The organism is Streptomyces sp. NPDC005963, from assembly GCF_040638655.1.
Taxonomy (GTDB): Bacteria; Actinomycetota; Actinomycetes; order Streptomycetales; family Streptomycetaceae; genus Streptomyces.
The window spans coordinates 437,982-454,840 of record NZ_JBEXVD010000001.1 but is presented as its reverse complement, the minus strand read 5'-3'; the positions used below and the strand labels follow the sequence as shown (position 1 = coordinate 454,840).

General features: G+C 68.2%; 14 protein-coding genes. 8 read left to right on the top strand and 6 right to left on the bottom strand.

What is annotated here, in order from left to right:
* Positions 1–149: 149 nt before the first annotated feature.
* Positions 150–2,756, top strand: coding sequence for a tetratricopeptide repeat protein (locus tag ABZ348_RS01870; RefSeq protein ID WP_358928281.1), 2,607 nt, complete (start codon positions 150–152; stop codon positions 2,754–2,756).
* Positions 2,757–3,254: 498 nt separating this feature from the next.
* Here ABZ348_RS01870 and ABZ348_RS01865 read toward each other — a convergent pair whose 3' ends face one another.
* Positions 3,255–4,418 (bottom strand): S8 family peptidase, encoded by a 1,164-nt coding sequence (locus tag ABZ348_RS01865; RefSeq protein ID WP_358928279.1) that lies wholly within the window; start codon positions 4,416–4,418, stop codon positions 3,255–3,257.
* A 366-nt stretch (positions 4,419–4,784) separates the two neighbouring features.
* Here ABZ348_RS01865 and ABZ348_RS01860 point away from each other — a divergent pair, with 366 nt between their 5' ends.
* From ABZ348_RS01860 to ABZ348_RS01845, 4 genes are all read left to right on the top strand, one after another.
* A complete protein-coding gene (locus ABZ348_RS01860) occupies positions 4,785–5,744 on the top strand; it encodes a LuxR C-terminal-related transcriptional regulator (RefSeq protein WP_358928278.1) in 960 nt (319 codons plus the stop codon).
* Positions 5,745–6,888: 1,144 nt separating this feature from the next.
* A complete protein-coding gene (locus ABZ348_RS01855) occupies positions 6,889–7,449 on the top strand; it encodes a helix-turn-helix transcriptional regulator (protein WP_358928276.1) in 561 nt (186 codons plus the stop codon).
* Positions 7,406–7,864 carry a hypothetical protein gene (locus tag ABZ348_RS01850; protein WP_358928274.1) on the top strand — a complete coding sequence of 153 codons (459 nt, stop codon included), beginning with the start codon at positions 7,406–7,408 and terminating at the stop codon, positions 7,862–7,864. The genes ABZ348_RS01855 and ABZ348_RS01850 overlap by 44 nt, the downstream gene beginning before the upstream one ends.
* Before the next feature lie 174 nt (positions 7,865–8,038).
* Entirely contained in the window at positions 8,039–8,851 is an 813-nt protein-coding gene (locus tag ABZ348_RS01845) for an SAM-dependent methyltransferase (protein ID WP_358928272.1), read from the top strand.
* Positions 8,852–8,867: 16 nt separating this feature from the next.
* On the opposite strand, the gene ABZ348_RS01840 is transcribed toward ABZ348_RS01845, so the two are convergent.
* Together ABZ348_RS01840 and ABZ348_RS01835 are read right to left on the bottom strand one after the other, a co-directional pair.
* Positions 8,868–9,824 carry a helix-turn-helix transcriptional regulator gene (locus ABZ348_RS01840; RefSeq protein WP_358928270.1) on the bottom strand — a complete coding sequence of 319 codons (957 nt, stop codon included), beginning with the start codon at positions 9,822–9,824 and terminating at the stop codon, positions 8,868–8,870.
* Between the two features lie 104 nt (positions 9,825–9,928).
* A complete protein-coding gene (locus ABZ348_RS01835) occupies positions 9,929–10,177 on the bottom strand; it encodes a DUF397 domain-containing protein (protein ID WP_358928268.1) in 249 nt (82 codons plus the stop codon).
* 311 nt (positions 10,178–10,488) lie between these two features.
* Between ABZ348_RS01835 and ABZ348_RS01830 the strand changes: the two genes are divergently transcribed.
* Positions 10,489–11,034: a type 1 glutamine amidotransferase domain-containing protein gene (locus ABZ348_RS01830; RefSeq protein ID WP_358928266.1), complete on the top strand. Its 546-nt coding sequence runs from the start codon at positions 10,489–10,491 to the stop codon at positions 11,032–11,034.
* 132 nt (positions 11,035–11,166) lie between these two features.
* On the opposite strand, the gene ABZ348_RS01825 is transcribed toward ABZ348_RS01830, so the two are convergent.
* Together ABZ348_RS01825 and ABZ348_RS01820 are read right to left on the bottom strand one after the other, a co-directional pair.
* On the bottom strand, positions 11,167–12,270 hold the full coding sequence (locus tag ABZ348_RS01825; RefSeq protein WP_358928264.1) for a hypothetical protein: 1,104 nt from the start codon (positions 12,268–12,270) through the stop codon (positions 11,167–11,169).
* Positions 12,271–12,599: 329 nt separating this feature from the next.
* On the bottom strand, positions 12,600–13,973 hold the full coding sequence (locus tag ABZ348_RS01820; protein WP_358928262.1) for a serine/threonine-protein kinase: 1,374 nt from the start codon (positions 13,971–13,973) through the stop codon (positions 12,600–12,602).
* Positions 13,974–14,298: 325 nt separating this feature from the next.
* Between ABZ348_RS01820 and ABZ348_RS01815 the strand changes: the two genes are divergently transcribed.
* Positions 14,299–14,922, top strand: coding sequence for an anthrone oxygenase family protein (locus tag ABZ348_RS01815; protein ID WP_358928260.1), 624 nt, complete (start codon positions 14,299–14,301; stop codon positions 14,920–14,922).
* 125 nt (positions 14,923–15,047) lie between these two features.
* Here the strand turns inward: ABZ348_RS01815 and ABZ348_RS01810 are convergent, their stop codons facing one another.
* The gene (locus ABZ348_RS01810; protein WP_358928258.1) at positions 15,048–15,677 is read right to left on the bottom strand and encodes a helix-turn-helix transcriptional regulator; all 630 of its coding nucleotides are present in this window, start codon (positions 15,675–15,677) and stop codon (positions 15,048–15,050) included.
* A 143-nt stretch (positions 15,678–15,820) separates the two neighbouring features.
* On the opposite strand from ABZ348_RS01810, the gene ABZ348_RS01805 reads away from it, so the two are divergent.
* The gene (locus ABZ348_RS01805; protein WP_358928256.1) at positions 15,821–16,810 is read left to right on the top strand and encodes an alpha/beta hydrolase; all 990 of its coding nucleotides are present in this window, start codon (positions 15,821–15,823) and stop codon (positions 16,808–16,810) included.
* Positions 16,811–16,859 lie beyond the last annotated feature (49 nt).

The window sequence follows — 16,859 nt, the reverse complement described above, 5'->3', positions numbered from 1 at the left end:
TGATCACGGCTAGCCTGAAAGGGGGGTCTTCGGGGTCTTCCTCCGGATCCGGGGTTCTCTCGATGGTCAATCGCCGAAGGGAAAACGACACCGCGCTGACGTCCGCGCTCCCCGCCCCCAGACGGATCGCATGGTGGGTGTGGAGTTGTGTGGGGACGGTTGCTCTGCTCGCACTCCTGACCCTCGCGGGGAAGGGCCACAAGGCATGGAGCGGCGGTGACTGGGCCTGGGGCATCAGCGATTGGCTGGCCCGGGTGTGCGGTGGCCTCGGGCAGGTCTTCGACCCCGACGGCGGCCTGATCCTCGGCCAGCGACTGGGGTTCTTCGCCGTGGCCCTGCTGGTCCTTTACCTGTACTGGCGGGCGACGCGGGCCTACCTCGCCTACAAACCGGGCCCGGTGGACGTCCAGGAGCTCATCGACGCCACACCGCCGAAGTCCCTCGTCCAGTCAGCCACGGATCTCACCGCCGAACTGCGTCAGCAGTTGTCCGACTGCAGCATGTACGCACCGACGACGCTGCCTGCGGAAGCACCGCCCATGAGCTTTCTCGAACTGGTCGGCGATGTCGAGTTCGACGCCAAGTCGTTGGGCAGCGCCATACCGCGTCTGCTCAGCCGACTCCGGCCGAAGCTCGCGTACCGGGTCGGCGGTGTGCTCCGGATCCGGGAGCAGGAGCCGGACCGGCTGGGCATGACCGTGACCGTCACGGCCTATGTGTTCGGCGGGTCCCGTTCGACCACGCTGTGGGGAAGCGAATGGGACGAGGTCATCCGCAAGGCGGGCTGTTGGGTGATCAGCACCCTGCTTCCGGTCACCCATGCCGGGAGGCAGCCGCCGTGGCGAAGGTGGTGGGGGCGGGAGCTCAGTCCCGAACTGTACGAGTCCTACCAGAACGCCAACGAACTGAGCCGGGCCGGCCGGTATCACGAGGCGCTGTCACGCTACTACGACGCCATTGCGCTCGACCCCGAGAATCCGCACCTCCGCAGCGAGTTGGCGGAGGTACAGGAGAAGATGGGACTGCACATCGACGCGTTGGAGACCTGCCAGCGGGCCCTCACCCTGGACGGGCAGACCACCGGGCAGTACACCAAGCGCCTGTGGCTGCGGCCGTGGGAACCCGGCCGGTGCCGCCTGCGCTATCTGTTCCACCCTCACCGCTACCGCGAGGTGCTCGGCCTGCGGTATCGGAACGCCGTCATCCTCGGAACCTCCGAGGAAACGACGAAGCAGTGGTTCGACACGGGCGGGGTCCGGGACGACGGCACGCGCGGACGCCTCGCGGGCCTGATCGCGAACCGCTACTGGAGAGCGGCGATAGGACTCGTCCCGAGTGGCACCGAGGAGAAGTGGCTCGCCCGTGCGCTGAAGCCGCACCCCGTTCGTATGACCGGTGCGTCCTACCCCGATAAGGAACTGGTGCGCCTGGTCTTCCAACGGGCCTCCATGCAGGAGACGAACCGGCTGGCGGCGGATGACCGCTGGGCACGGGTCGCCGGCCTCTACTGGCCCGCACGCGTGGGGAGCCTTCTGCGACTCCTGTCACCGTTCTCCAGCGTGCAGAGCTACCTCGGACCGCGGCAGAGCGTGACCAGAGGCGCCTTCCGGATCAACCAGATCGTGTGGGCGCCCCTCCGGCTCGCCTGGTCCCTCCAATACGCGCGCTCGCATCATTCGGCCGACCTCGACCCGTCCCGGGGCTACCACTGGCGCACCGGGCCTTCGGTGAGGACGGACATCTCTGCCAAGGAACTCGCAGACCTGATCAACAGGGCCCGGAGCCGACTGGTACTGCTGCGCCGTGTACTCCCGCTGTGTCGCCGTAGCGACTGGCTGACGCGCTACAACAGCGCTTGCGTACACGCCGTTGCGCTGAAGGCGGGGAGCTTCGACGACAAAACCGCGGCAGGGACGGAAAGGGAGAGAAGGAGAAGGGAACAAGAGAGGGAGACGCACGTGAAGTTCGCCGTCGAGGAACTGGAGCAGGCCGTTCTGCTTCCCCGGGGCGATTTCGCGACGGTCGAGCGGACCTGGATGGCCCATGAAGACCCGGATCTGGCACATCTGCGGAAGGACCCCCTGTTCCAGCGCTTTGAACTCACCGCGTACCCAGGGGTGGAGATTCCGGCCGAAACACCTCCGGACAACTGGTCCGAGGCGCAGATGCGGGCGTACGACCACCGGCTTCTCCAAGAAGCCGCCCATGTGATGGAAAGGGTCTGGGCCCTGCGCGGGATGGAGTCCAGCTTCGACATTCGGGTCGCGGCGGAGTGGCTCCAGAGCGAATGCCGCATCTGGGATTCCGTGAAGAAGGTGACCGACCCCGACCGGATGGGCCATTGGGAGGACCGGGTGGAACTCATCGCTGCCGTCCGCACCAGTCACCCGGTCCTGCCGGTCACGCCCGGATTCCCTCCGTCGATGCTCTCGCGGGGGATGGCGTTGGACGACTGCCGGCACATCCAGACAACCCTGCGGGACCTTCAGAAAGACTTGCAGGGCAACGAAACCCACCGGGTGAAAATGCAGGAGGGGCAGGAGAACTTCAGCAGGGCGACGGCCAACGGCGTGGCCTGGCTGAAACCGAAGCCTGTGCACAACCTGTGCGTGGCCTACTCGGCCGTCTGGCAGACGCTGGCGGAATGGCTCGGCATGGACCGCTCGGAGCAGCACTTCCGGGACGCGCTCGGCAGGGTCCCCGAGCCCTCGACGGACGGGCTGACCCAGCAGGGTGCACCGGGGCCCACGGCGTGACCGGCCGGACCGGTGAGCCGACGGTGCACGCCTGCGCTTTATGGAGCACGGGCGCGCGGGTGTCTGCCAGGTTCGGGGTTGTGATCATCCCGCGAGTCCCAGGGGACGTACGGTGCCGGCCGACTGCCCTGCGATGCCCGGGGCCGCAGCGCAAGCGAACGTGAACCGTTCTCGTGCTGGACGGGATGGACAGCGCCGAGCGTCGTGCACGGCCGGGGCCAGGACGGGAGCTCGGGCGTTGCGCCCTGGCCCCGGGTGGGCGGGTCTTGCCGGTGGGGTAGCCGGAGCCGTTCTGGGAATCGGTCATCGGTGATGGCAGCGGCGCCGGTGAGCGTGCCCGGCCGCGTACGGGCCGGACGCAGCACCCGCCCTGCTGGGTGCAACAGGGCGGGTGACCTCACTTGAGCGCGGGGCACTGCCTCCGGGCCCCGTCCCGCATCGACTTCGACGAGGACTTCGGCGAGGAAATCCACGCGACGCCGACGAGAGTGGGGTGAATCAGAGGGTTGACTTGAACAGCATCCGGTTCGGGGTGCCGCTGACGTTGCCCCGGATCGCGTTGGCCGTGCTGTTGGTGACGATCCAGTTGTTGACCGTGGTGCTGGAGGCATCGCCGTACGTCGCCTTGTAGAGCGCCGCGACGCCCGCGACGTGCGGTGCGGCCATCGACGTACCGCTCATGGTGGTGGTGCCGCCACCGGAGCGGGTCGAGAGGATGTTCACACCGGGGCCGTAGAGGTCGACGCACTGGCCGTGGTTGCTGAAGCTCGCCTTGTTGTCCGCCGAGTCGGATGCGGCGATCGAGAGGGCGCCGGCAGCGCTCGCCGGGGAGTAGTTGCAGGCGTTCTGGTTGTTGTTGCCCGCCGCGACCGTGGTGTGGACACCGGAGTTGGCGAGGGCGGTGGCCGCGTTGTTGAGTGCGGCGGAGTAGCCGCCGCCGAGGGAGGCGTTGGCAACGGCGGGCCGCGCGGCGTTCTGCCGGACCCAGTCGAAGCCGGCGATGATGCCGGAGAAGGAGCCCGAGCCCTGGCAGTCGAGGACCTTCACACCACGCAGCTGAACGCCCTTGGCCACGCCATAGGTTGAGCCGCCGACCGTACCGGCTACATGGGTGCCGTGGCCGTTGCAGTCGGAGCCGTTGCCGCCGAAGGCGTCGAAGACGTTGCGGGCCCGGTTGCCGAAGTCGGGGTGGCTGGTGAAGATCCCCGAGTCGATGATGTAGGCGGTGACGCCGGAGCCGTTGCGGGTGTAGGTGTAGGCGCCGTCACGTCCGCTGCGCTGGTCTATTCGGTCCAGCCCCCAGGGGGCGTTGTACTGCGTCGCGGTGGAGGTGACCTTCTGGTCCTCCTCGATGGAGGCGACGCGGGAGTCGGCGCGCAGCGCCGCGAGCCGGGCCGGGGTCAGCTCGGCGGCGAATCCGTTGAGGACCGCGTCGTACACGTACTCCGTCTTCACCGACTTCGACTCGGCGAGGGCTGAGGCGTCGACCCCCTTCTTGAGGGTGACGATGTACTGCCCTTTGATCTCTCCGGCGGTGGGGGCCTGGGCGACCGTGATCAGCGGGGTCGGCTCCGGGGCGGGTGCGGCGGATCCGACGGACGGGATCAGGGCGAGCGGGGCCGCGAGGCCGATGGCGACGGTGGCGAGGTGCGATCTGCGCATGAGGGACGGTCACCTTTCGTGTTCCGGCAGTCGTATGGTTGGGACGGCCGGGGGTGGGGGAAGCGCCGGCGTGCCGTGGGGAGAAGTGGGGAACGGCGCGGGGCGCACGGTGCGCGTGGTGACGGGAGTGCCGAAGGCGGAGTCCGACCGCCCCTCGCGACGGGCCGGCCGATACGCCCCGGTACGGGGGGCCGTGACCGGGGTCTCCGCTCGCGGCCACCCGTGTCAGCCAGGCGTGGCGACAACATAGCCGGAGCCCAGTGGAGTTGACCACGGCCGAAACGGGCGTGACCGAATGCGGTCATCGGTGCGGGTGGGGCTGTAGAAACCATGGTCAAGTAAGGACAGCCGCTCTAAGGTCGGGTCATGTCTGCGGGAGATCCGTACGGCGAAGGCGCCGGAACCGAAGAAGTCGAGGCTGCTGCGAAGGCCGCCTACCGGGAACTGGACTGTGGCGGGGAGAGCCTCGACACACTCCCCGAAGCGGTACGCGAGTGGCTCGTTGCCCGGCGACTGGTGGACGCCGACCGGCAGCACGTCTGCTCACCCGAGCGCGCTCTCCATGAACTGGTCGCCGACCAGCGGCGCGGACTCGACGAGTTGGAGCAGGGGCTGAACGCGCTCCATGACGTCCTGCGGCTGACGCCCGCTCTGCGTCCCCCGGGACGCGAGGTGGTGAAGGCGGAGTTCTTCGCCGACAGGGCCCGGCTGAAGGATCGAATGGAAGACCTCGACACCCTCTGTCGTGACGAGATCCTCGGGATGCGCTCCGGCTTCCCCGACCCCGAGGCGCTGGAGCAGAGCCTGAGCGAGGATCTGCCCATGCTCGCTCGGGGCGTGCGCATCCGGCTCCTCGTTGCGACCCGGGCCGCGCGTCTGCCCGGGGTGGCGCGCTACCTCTCCCGGATGCACGAACACGGCACGCGCATCCGGCTGGCCCCGGCCGTCCCTCTCCACCTCAATGTGGTCGACCGCGCCGTGACCATCCTCGCCCTGGGTCCGACGGAGGACGGTTGCGAGCCGGCCGAGGACGTGGTGCTCCACAGTCCGCGGCTGGCGTCCTGCTTCGCCCGGGTCTTCGAACACCACTGGGGAACCGGCCTCCCCTACGGCACCGACTGTGCGGAGGAATGGACCCCGAGGGAACGCGAAGTCCTCGCCCTCCTCGCTGCGGGCACCAAGGACGAGACGATAGCCCGCCGTCTGGGCTGCTCCGAGCGAACACTGCGCCGCTTGCTGGCCGGCCTGGTGACCCGCCTCGGCGCGGAGAGCCGTTTCGCTGCGGGGGTACGGGCGGCGAGGCTCGGGCTGCTGGACGAGCCCTGAGCGCTGCGGCCGGGGGTGTGAGCAGTGGCCCCGGGTGGAAACCCTCCACAGTTCTGCCCACGCACCAGGAGACGTGAGCAGGTTGCGAGAGGTCGGCTCCGAGGCTGCCCCGTCCAGCCTCGCCCTTCGCCGCCTTCCGCCTCTGTGCAGCGCATCCGTGGCGGAGAACTACGGCTACGGGAATGTGCAAGGTCTATTTGGAAATCATCCATAAGGATGAACTCTGGCTTCCGGCTGGCTTGTCTGTGACTGGCCGATCGGCTTGTCATGCGGCAAAACGAGTCCGACTTCGGTGCAAATTGTTTGTTCCTCTTTGACAGACCGCTGAGTTGCGTTCGGTTGTCGTGTGGAATCTGCCAATTTGCGGCTTAGTGGACTGCCGTTCGGTGAGCGGCGCCGTGTTGACGGAGAAGCCTTTGCCCTGTCGGCGGATTCCTTTTGCAGAGCGGCTCCGAATTCCGCTGTCCGTGACAGATCGGGCTGTGCGGATGCGGGGGGTACGTTGACCGACAAGTCGACCGGTAAGGCGACCCGTTCGCATGAGAAGTCCTGAAGCGGCGGCCACCGCTTCAGGACTGTGATCAAACAAGGGAGACGATCATCATGCTTGACCCGATCCACCGGGAGCTCCGCATATGGGTCCCGGCTTCTCGTGACGGGAGTACCCCGCACCCGGTGAGCCCCAAACCGGCGCCCGGGGGAGTGAAAAGGTGTGCGCGGCGGTGGTGCTCTTCATCGCCCACACGGCGCAGGGGCGCATCGACGACGCACGGGCGGGCGCGCTGCTCCGGCTCTGGTTCCGTCGGAGGGCCGTAGGCCCCACCCGATTGCGGAACGTGCGTTGGGCCGCAGGCGTCCTGCCGGGCCTACGCCTGCCACCGGCACCGAAGGGTTCATTGTGGGTGCGCCACCCATGGCGCTATGCGCCTCCTGCCAGATCGAGTTCCCCCTGCGGCCCGGGCCTGGGCGTCGCAAGAGCTACTGCACGGTCGCCTGCCGTCGTCGTGCCCAGCGGCAGCGCGACCGAGGTCGTGCCGATCCGCCGCCCTCCGTTGCCGGGTTCCCCCAGTCCGGGGTTTCGGGGCGGCGCCTGCTCGGGAGGGTCCTGGAGTCGGCGCGAACGGAACTGCGGCTGGATGACCTGATGGTTGCGTCCAGAGCAGGTCTGTCCCCGCACCAAGTGCGTGAGGTTCTCAACGGAGCCGCCCTCCTCTCCTGGGCGGAGACACTCCGACTCGCTGACGCGCTGAGCGTGGGGGCAGGGGAAGTGCAACGCCTGTGGGAGTGCGCCCAGGGGCTGAACATCCAGCCGGCGGCGTCCGTCGACGCTGCCGCCGGCGACCTGCGGGACTTGCTCTCCAGCCTCCACCGCGCCGCCCTTCGCCCCACCGCGGTCGACCTCGCGCGTACCACCGGCCTGCACGCTCCCGTGGTGACCGCGATCCTGCGCGGGGAGTGGGTACCGGACTGGCCGACCGCAGCGCACCTGGCGAGAGCCCTGGGCGCGGAACCCGGACTGCTCCGGCCCTTGTGGGAGCGCCTGCACTACGCCTTCCTCATCTCACCCGACCCGTTCCCGCGACACGGAATGCCCATCCCCACCACCCAACACAGCCCCCCGACGCCGCCACCAACCCTCACTCAGGAGAAGGGACCCAGCCGTGGGCAACTCCAACCTTCGGCCCCACCACCCCGCCCCCGGTGAACCCCTGGACTACCTCGCCTTCCGTGAACTCGTCCACGACGCCTACACCCGCTACGCCCACGCCCGCATAGCGCAGCTGCCACTGACCCGGGTGGCGGTGAGCACCACGTTCGTCGCCATCCGCCGAACCTGGCCCCGTACGCTCTCCAGTGCCTCCGCGCCCCGGACGGCATGGCAACTGTTGAGCCGGACCGTCACTTGCTATGCGGACGCCACAGCCGGCAGTGCTTCCCTGGCCCACCGCGTACTGGACCACGCCGCGGCCGACACGCTTCTGCTCCACCGCCGGCTGGGCATGCCGCTGCGGCAGATCGCGGATCTGATGGGCATGGACACCTGCGAGGTCCGCGCCCTTCTCGCCCGCGCGGACCGCGACCTCGCCCGTATCACCGGCGAGTGCCCGCGTACCTCCTGAGCCGCAGGGCGAACCCTATTTCTCCCCGCTCCCATGGCCCTGCGCGGAGTTTCTCTCCCACTCCCCTGAACGGCCCAGCTCCCGCCGATGTGACCTGGCGCACCATCAACTAGCGCTATAACATGGCCACTTACCGTGCCGACTACCCGCGGGGGCGGGCTGCCTGGGGGGCGCATGCGCGACGGAGAGAATTTCGATTCTGACACCTTGGACACAGGCATACCGAGTGTCGCCCGCATGTACGACCATCTTCTCGGCGGTGTGGACCACTACCAGGTCGACCGTGACGCCTGCGAACGCCTGCTGGAGATCGTCCCGGACTCCCGCGCACTCGCCCTGAACAACCGGGCGTTCCTGCGGAGGGTGGTCGGGTACCTCGCCACCGAGCACGGCATACGGCAGTTCCTGGACCACGGGTCTGGTCTACCCACGGTCGACAACGTCCACCAGATCGCCCAGAGGGTCGACCCCTCCTCGCGCGTCGTCTACATCGACAACGACCCCATCGTCCTGGCGCACGGCAAGACCCGACTCGACCAGAACGATCGCACCGCAGTCGTACAGGCGGACATGCGCGACAGCGATCTGATCTTCGAGCACCCCGACGTCGAGCGTCTGATCCTCCCGGGTGAGCGGACCGCCGCCCTGTTCGTGTCCGTGATGCACTGCCTCAAGGACGATCAGGTCGTTCCGCTTCTCGAACGGGTCAGGAACAGACTGGCGCCCGGCAGCTTGTTCGTGATCTGTCAGCTTGTCAGTGAACGCGCGGAGATCCGCGATGGTGTGTCCGCACTGATGAGGGAAGCGACGCAGGACAACTGGGGGCGCGTACGGACCAAGGACGAGGTCCGCACGTACTTCGCAGGGCTGACCATCCTGGAGCCCGGTCTCATGAACGTCACCGAGTGGCGCGCGGAGAACGAGGTCGTCCCACGGCAGCGCATCGAGGACTGGGAAGAATGGGGCGGCATCGGCCGACTGGGCTGATCTGCCCGCGCATCGACTACTGCTCCTGGGCCCGCCTTTCCCCGAGGAGTTTCGCGTACATCGCAACGAACTGGTCCAGCAGTGCGATGCTTCCCTTCCGCATGTGCGCTACGTGCATCGCGCTCTCCACCCGGAAACGGCCTTCCTGAACCTCGTCTGGATCGTCGATGTAGTCGGCGCGGTTGAGCCCTTCGACGTAGAGGAGTTCAGGGGGCCCGCCGTCCTCCCACTTGAGGTGGGTGACCGGCAGGCTCGGGGCTCTGCTCAGTCCGTCCCGGTCGTAGGGAATGATGTGGATGCTGACATGCGGGAGGTCGGCTGCGTCACGTAGGTGCTTCACCTGCTCGTACATCACGGCGATGTCACCGATCAGGGAACGCAACACCCCCTCGCCCAGGATGACGACCAGCTCACAGTCCTCCTGTTTCTGGAACGCCTCCCACCGCTCCCTCCGGACGAGAACGTGCCGTTCCACCGTCATGGCGTCGAGTTCTCGTTTGGGGCGGGCGAGTTCAGCCCGGACCAGGGCCCGGGCGTAGGCGGGTGTCTGGAGCAGCCCCGGGACGACCAAGGGCTCGTAGGCCATGATCCGGCTCGCCGTCTGTTCCAGGACGATCAGACGGTGCAGCCAATCCGGTGCGACATCGCTGACCGGACGCTCACCGGAGTCGGGCTGTGCTTGGCGCCACAGATCGTAGAACTCGGGCCACCGCTCCTGCGGAGTCTCGTAGAACCTGATCAGGTTCCACATGTCCGACTCGACGACGGGGCTCTGGGCCCGTTCCATCCGGCTCAGCTTGGATGCCGAGCCGTCGAACGCCTTCTTGGCCGCCTCCGCCAGTGAGCGCCCCTGAGCCTTTCGCAGCCCCCTGAGCCCAGCGCCCAGGGGGCGCGCCCGTGGGTTGGGCTTCGGCGGTCGCAGCTCCGTGACCGGCGCTATCGGGGCTTCACTATGGGAGTGTTCGGCGGACACGCAATCTCCTCGCGGGGCCACAAAGGCTGATATGGCTGTGGGCAGCCCAGTATTACAGCACCACGATCAAACGTCCGCCGAACTAAACGCGCAACTCAACCACTTCAGCAGTCAGGCTTGTCGAGGTCGTCGAACTCGCCATTTTTCGCACCGGCCACGAAAGCCCGCATTTCGTCGCCCGTGAAGATCAGCGCAGGGCCCGATGCGTCGCGCGAGTTCCGTACGGCCACACCGCCGTTCCCCAGGCCGGCCACTTCCACGCAGTTCCCGATCCCCGCGCTGGCGCTGCTCTTTTGCCAGCGTGCACCAGGGATCTCTTCCGCCGCGACACCGTTCTCGAACATCATGAACAACTCCTCTTGGCCCCGTTGACCCGGCCACGGCCGGATTCTTTGCATCAACTCACTCCTGGATTTCCCATATGCAAGATGCCAAAGCCCTTCCGTGCAAGAACGGCCGGGAGATGACGCCCGTACGGCTGGAATTCATGGAACCGCCCGTTAAATGATCTCGACTGGGAGCGGTCGGAGCGAGGGTGGCTCGTGACGGATTCGAGCTATGGGTGCAGCGGCTTCGGGTACCCGTACGGCCAAACCGGCCCCGGCCACGCACTCGGACGTGGCCGTACGGGGTCCGGTGTTCGCTGTGGGTGTGAGGAGTGGGTATGAGGATTGCCTTTCTGGTTGCGTCCGAAGGCATCGAGCAGGTGGAGTTGACCGAGCCGTGGCAGGCGGTCGTCGACGCCGGAGACACACCGGTCCTGGTCTCCACGGGAGAAGGGACGGTACAGGCGTTCCACCACCTCGACCGGGGCGACACCTTCCCCGTCGACGAGGTCGTGGGCGACACGGACGCGGCCGGGTACGGGGCTCTGGTCCTGCCGGGTGGGGTCGCCAACCCGGACGCCCTGCGGATGGACGAGGGCGCCGTGGCCTTCGCCCGTTCGTTCTTCGAGGCGGGAAAGCCGGTGGCCGCCATCTGTCATGCGCCGTGGACGCTCGTCGAGGCCGACGCGCTCAGGGGGCGGACCCTGACCTCCTGGCCGAGTCTGCGCACCGACATCCGTAATGCGGGGGGCACGTGGGTGGACGAGCCCGTCCATATCTGTCGCAACGGGCCGAACACCCTGATCACCAGCCGTAAGCCGGACGACCTTGGCGACTTCTCCCGGGCCTTCACCCAGGAGTTCGCCCGGACGGCGCCAGCCTGACCGTGGCCGCCCCCACGGCCTCAACCGCGGACGCCATGGTTCGCGGCTCACATACGCGCACTCCCGCACCGTAGCGGGAGTGCGCGATGTAGCTCGACGGTCTGTTCCGTGGCGGGTGCCGTGGACGGCCGATCAGAAGAAGTGACGGACGAAGACGTCCGACTTGGCGTTCGTGTCGCCGGGCACGATGTCGTCCGCAGTGGACTGGAAGACCACGTCGCGACCACCGGCGCTGACCGCGTCGACCCCGGCCGATGCGGGTTGGTTCGCGACGATCTCGTCGGTGCCCGTCAGCAGGTCGCGCAGGGTGAGTGAAGGGCCGCCCGTGCCGTGCGGGGCGTACAGCAGATAGCGGCCGGTGGGATCGATGGCCACGCCCCGCACATTCGGCACCAGTTGGGCGGTGCCCGAGCCCAGATCGTGGACATAGGTGTCGGCACCCGACCGATAGACGACCTTGCTGCCGTCGTCGCTGAGCTGCACGAGCGTCGCCCCTGCGGACGGGCCCTCGATCGGTGCTGAGGTGGTGCCGGTGGTCCGGTCCCACACGAAGACGTCCCCGGCCATGCCGTCCTGATAGGCGACGTAGCGGCCGTTGCCACTGATGGACGGCAGGGACGGACGGGTGTGGGTGAGGTCGGCGACGGTCTTCTGGGTGCCGTCCCAGTCCTGGACCTCGATGCGCTGGCCGGTCGCCGGCGGTCTGAAGAGGACGGCCAGGGCGAGGGAGCGGCCGTCGGCGGTCAGCGACGGCTGGTTGCAGCTGTGGGCCGAGCAGTTGGCGGAGGCCGTGGCTCCCGTGCTCACCTGGTACTGGCGAATCCGTACGCCACTCATCCACTGCAACGGATAGGCGACGTAGCCACCATTGCCGCTGATCACCGGGGGCTGGAGTGGTGCGTAGGACCCCATTCGCTTGGCCTGGCCCGTCCGCTGGTCGCGGACGTACACCCGGTCACCTCCGGGTGGGCCGTCGGTCGTGAGGTTGCTCGCCGACGACGAGAAGACGACATGGCGGCCGTCGGGCGTGATCGAAGCGCCGGCGGAGTTGTCGTCGGCCTGGGCGCCGTCAGTCGCGACACTGATCCGCTCGACGCCAGCGCCACGGTGGCCAGCCGCCGTGGGCTCGGCCGAAGCGGCTCCGGGTAACACCGCCGTCACCGCGCAGACCGCCACCGCCGTGCTCAGCGCGGCCCTCCCACGTCTGGTGGTGCTGCGGCTCGTGTTTCCCCTCATCTTCCCCCCAGGTACGACACGGTCTCTTCTCCGGTTCCCTACCGGAGGACCACGAGCATGCAACCGCGATGGGTCTGTGGGGTCAATGCGTCACATGACCGAGAGGCGTGGATTCGGCCATGTTGGGAGCGGCCCTTTGCGACCACGCGGGGATCGGCATCCGCGGCCCGGCACCGGCCGGGCGCCACGGCTCTCCCAGAATGACCGGCGCGAAGGCAAGGCGCAGGTCGAGTTGGGTCGGGTTGGGTCGGGTCCGAACCTCGTCGGGCCTGTCACGAGTACGTCGGATTCGGCGGCAGAGAGGGGTGGCGTGGATCTCACCCGAGGATTCAGCGGGGCTCGCCCCCGAAGTACGTGATGCTCGCAGCGACGCTCGCCACCTTCACGTCCACCACGACCTCGCCCCGCGTCCACCTCGTTGTCGAGCCATCAGGCGCACCCAGCGTCTCCAGGACGGCTCCGGGCAGTCGCTCGCGGTCCTCCACTTCGGGGTAGAAGACCACCAGATAGAGCCGGCCGCGGTCGTCGAACGCGTACTGCGTGGGCATCACGATCCCGCAGAACGATTCCGGTCCCTGCCCGGTGACCCACCACTCGCCGTTCTCCTGAGCGGCCCGGGGGAACCGCTCCTGGAAGTGTGAAACCGTCGATCCCCACGCCAGCCCGTTCCAGCCCCGTTCGATCGCGCTGGACTTCGGGGCCGTCGGCGTTGCGTTGACCGTTCTACGTCGACCGGTGGGCAAGAACCGAGAAAGGCCCCGGCGCTGCTTCCCCGTCCCGGGCGTCTCGACAACACTGGTCGCACCTTCGGTCACATCGGCACCACGTGACCTGGCAACATCGACATCCACGTTGCTGATCATGGTGGTGACTGGTTGTGGCAGCCAGTCCGCGCTCGCGTGGGCGTCGCCGAACGTGTCCAGTATCTCGGTCATCGTCGGGCGATCGGCCGGATCTTTGGCCAGGCAGGCCGCCACCAATCCGCGTAGCTCGTGGTCGACGAGCAGGAGGTCGGGAGTCTCCTGGACGACCCGGTACAACACGGCAGCGGGATGCCCAGCGCCGAACGGAGCAACACCGGTCGAAGCGAAGGCCAGTACGGATCCCAGTGCGAACACATCGCTGGCGGGAGTGATGTCCGCGTCACCGCGCGCCTGTTCCGGAGACATGTACGCCGGGGTTCCGGAGATGACGCCGGTGGCCGTCTGCGAGGTGGCTTCCAGCGCGCGGGCGATACCGAAATCGATAACCCGTGGCCCATCGGCGGCCAGGATGACATTCCCCGGCTTCAGATCGCGGTGCACCAATGCGCAGTTGTGGATGGCGATCAGTCCCTCGGCGAGCCCCGCCGCCAGAACTCGTAGTGCTGTGGCCGGCAGCGCGCCGTGCTCGGCAACCGCCGTATGCAACGAGGGCCCCGGTACATAGGCGCTCACGAGCCAAGGCCGGTCGGCGTTCGGGTCGGCGTCGACGACCTGAGCGGTGAAGAAGCCGCCCACTCGCCTGGCGGCCTCCACCTCCCGTGCGAAGCTCCGCCGGAATCCCGCGTCCGTACCGTACTCGGGGCGAATCAGCTTCACGGCTACGGGCCGCCCACCTGCCGAGTATCCGAGGAAGACCTCTCCCATGCCACCGGTGCCCAGTCGGCCCACCAGCCGGTAACCACCTACTCGTTCCGGGTCGCCCGGCTGTAAAGCTTCCATGGGTACTCCTGCCCCTCGGTCAACGTCCCCTGGCGCGTGGATCCTTTCAGACGGGACTGATCTATGGGTGAAGACAACCGCAGCACCGTGGGATGTCCTCCGGGGGCGATGTGTTCCACGGTGCCGGGGCCTGCCCCGCCCGGGCCGTACCGGGGCTGTGGTGTCCGTACGGGATTTGGACGCAGGAGTATGCGCGTGAGTTCCTCGACCATGGCCCCGGAACGTCACCGTGAGTTTGGCTGGTTGGGCGCAGCACCCGGGGTACCGGCCAACGACCCCGCCCACCTGCGCGCGCCTCGAACAAACGAACTGGGAAGGATCCGGCATGAGAACCGACTCGTTCTCCCATCCAAGCGAGCATGTGTCCGGCACACGTCCTGGACCACTCGGCGGCCAGGACTCCTTGGCGAAGCGGGGAGGGCGAGACCTCCCGGCCCATCTGTCCGCCGGAGTGCTGTTGATGATCTCGACCGTCGCGCTGGGGCTGACGGCGGGTCTGCTCTTCACCTTCGGTGTTGCTGTCATGCCCGGACTCGCGGAGACCGATGACCCCACCTATGTGACCGCCATGCAGAGCTTCAACGACACGATCCAGAGCAACTGGGCTCTCGCCGTGCTCTTCGCCGGGGTGCTGCCGGCCACCGTGGTCGCGGCGGTCCTGGACCATCGCAACGGCCGCCGGGCCGCCGCGAGATGGGCAGCCTACGCGGCGATCCTCTATCTGGGTGCCTTGCTGGTCACGGCCGGATTCAACATTCCCATGAACAGTGACCTGGCAGCGCTGGGGGACCCGTCTACGATGACGGACTTCGCCATCGTGGACAGGTTCAAGACCACCTGGGTCGCGGCCAACGCACTGCGCGCGGTGCTCTGCGCGGCGGCTCTCGGCTGTCTGACCCGTGCCCTGGTCCTGCACGGCAGGAGCACGGCCCCGGCCCCTGTGCGGTAGCCCGGTGAGCAGCGGACGCTACGACGTAACGAGCTTCACGCGGCCGATGCCGCTGGCCCGACCCGTCGTTGTCGGGCACGGGCACGGGGACATGGCCCGCCACCGGGCCGGAGGGTGCGTTGTGGCTATCGGACTCCAGGGCCGGGGGCCGGACGGGTGCGCGGTCGCGGGCGTTCTCCCTGTGGCCCGAACAGGATCAGGTACTCGACCGGTCCACCGGGGCCGGCGTTGGTGACTCCGTGGGGGGTGCGGGTGTCGAACTCGGCGATGTCCCCGGCGGTGAGGAGGAGATCCTGGTCCCCGAGCGTGAGCCACAGCCGCCCGTACAGGACGCACAGCCATTCGTAGCCGTCGTGGACGGCCTGGGCCGGCCGCGTCGGCGGTTCGTCGGCGGCCAGTAGGACATGCTTGTGGGCGTGCAGACCTCCGACGTACCGGGTCAGTGGCAGTACGGTCTTGCCGCTGCCGCTGCCGCTGCCGCTGCCGATGTGCCGGGGCGTTGGGGCAGGCGGTCCGGTCGCCGTCGAAGGTGCGGTGCCCGCCAGCTCGTCCAGGGAGACGTCATACGCCCTCGCCAACTGGAGCAGCACCTCCAGGGTGGGCTTGCGCCGGCCCGTCTCGATCCGCGACAGCGTGCTCAACGAGATGCCGGTCATACGGCTGACATCGGTGAGCGTGGCGCGCCGTTGCTCGCGCACGGCCCGCAGCCGGGGCCCCATGGCTGCCAATGTGTCGGATGTTCCGTCGTCCACCATCGTCGCCGCGCTGCCTCCGCCCGTGTCGCATCCGCCGCCCTGCCCTGCAAGTTTGCCAGAACGGCAAGACCGTTCGCGTCGGGCGACCACCCCGCCGCATGATCGGTGCATCGCCGTGGCCGCCCGTGAACCGAGGAGAAGCCGTGCACCAGCCCGCACTGTCCCCCGACCTCCGCCACCGCCTCGTCGAAGCACCCGCCGGGCGCCTCCACCTGGTCGAACTGGGCACCGGACCGCTGGTCGTACTCGTCCACGGCTTCCCCGAGTCCTGGTACTCCTGGCGCCACCAACTCCCGGTCCTCGCGGCAGCGGGATACCGGGCCGTCGCGCTCGACGTGCGCGGCTACGGCCGCTCGTCCAAGCCGGCCGCGGTGGACGCCTACCGGATGCTCGACCTGGTGGAGGACAACCTCGCCCTCGTGCGCGCCCTGGACGAGGACACGGCGGTGATCATCGGACACGACTGGGGCGCGAACATCGCGGCGACCTCCGCCCTGCTCCACCCCGAGGTCTTCCGCGCCGTTGGACTGCTGAGCGTCCCCTACGCCCCGCCCGGCGGCCCCCGCCCGACCGGTGTCTTCGAGCGGATGGGAGGGGACCAGGAGTTCTACGTCTCGTACTTCCAGGAGCCCGGCCGGGCCGAGTCAGAGATGGAACCCGACATCCGCGGCTGGCTCGCGGGCTTCTACGCGGCACTGTCCGCCGACACCATGCCGGCACGGAACGAACCCGACCCACACTTCGTGCACCGCGCCGACGGCGAACTGCGCGACCGCTTCCCCAGTGGCAAGCTCCCCGCCTGGCTGACCGAAGACGACCTCGACGTGTACGCCGGCGAGTTCGAGCGCACCGGTATGACCGGCGCACTCAACCGCTACCGCAACATGGACCGCGACTGGGAGGACCTCGCCCCGTACCACGGCGCCCCGATCGAGCAACCGTCGCTGTTCATCGGCGGCGCCCTGGACGCCTCCACGACCTGGATGGCCGACGCGATCGACGCCCACGCGACCACACTCCCGGGTCTTGTCTCCTCCCACGTCCTGGACGGCTGCGGGCACTGGATCCAGCAGGAGCGCGCAGAGGAGACCAACCGCCTTCTGATCGCGTGGCTCGCAACCCTTCAGGGCTGAAACCCATGACAGCCGGCCCCGGCCCCGGTTGGTGTCGTCGATAGTCGGT

Excerpts from the sequence above, each read along its gene's own strand:
- ABZ348_RS01865 (WP_358928279.1), bottom strand. The coding sequence starts at position 4,418 with ATGCGCAGATCGCACCTCGCCACCGTCGCCATCGGCCTCGCGGCCCCG.
- ABZ348_RS01860 (WP_358928278.1), top strand. The coding sequence starts at position 4,785 with ATGTCTGCGGGAGATCCGTACGGCGAAGGCGCCGGAACCGAAGAAGTC.
- ABZ348_RS01855 (WP_358928276.1), top strand. The coding sequence starts at position 6,889 with ATGGTTGCGTCCAGAGCAGGTCTGTCCCCGCACCAAGTGCGTGAGGTT.
- ABZ348_RS01845 (WP_358928272.1), top strand. The coding sequence starts at position 8,039 with ATGCGCGACGGAGAGAATTTCGATTCTGACACCTTGGACACAGGCATA.
- ABZ348_RS01830 (WP_358928266.1), top strand. The coding sequence starts at position 10,489 with ATGAGGATTGCCTTTCTGGTTGCGTCCGAAGGCATCGAGCAGGTGGAG.
- ABZ348_RS01825 (WP_358928264.1), bottom strand. The coding sequence starts at position 12,270 with ATGAGGGGAAACACGAGCCGCAGCACCACCAGACGTGGGAGGGCCGCG.
- ABZ348_RS01820 (WP_358928262.1), bottom strand. The coding sequence starts at position 13,973 with ATGGAAGCTTTACAGCCGGGCGACCCGGAACGAGTAGGTGGTTACCGG.
- ABZ348_RS01815 (WP_358928260.1), top strand. The coding sequence starts at position 14,299 with ATGAGAACCGACTCGTTCTCCCATCCAAGCGAGCATGTGTCCGGCACA.
- ABZ348_RS01810 (WP_358928258.1), bottom strand. The coding sequence starts at position 15,677 with ATGGTGGACGACGGAACATCCGACACATTGGCAGCCATGGGGCCCCGG.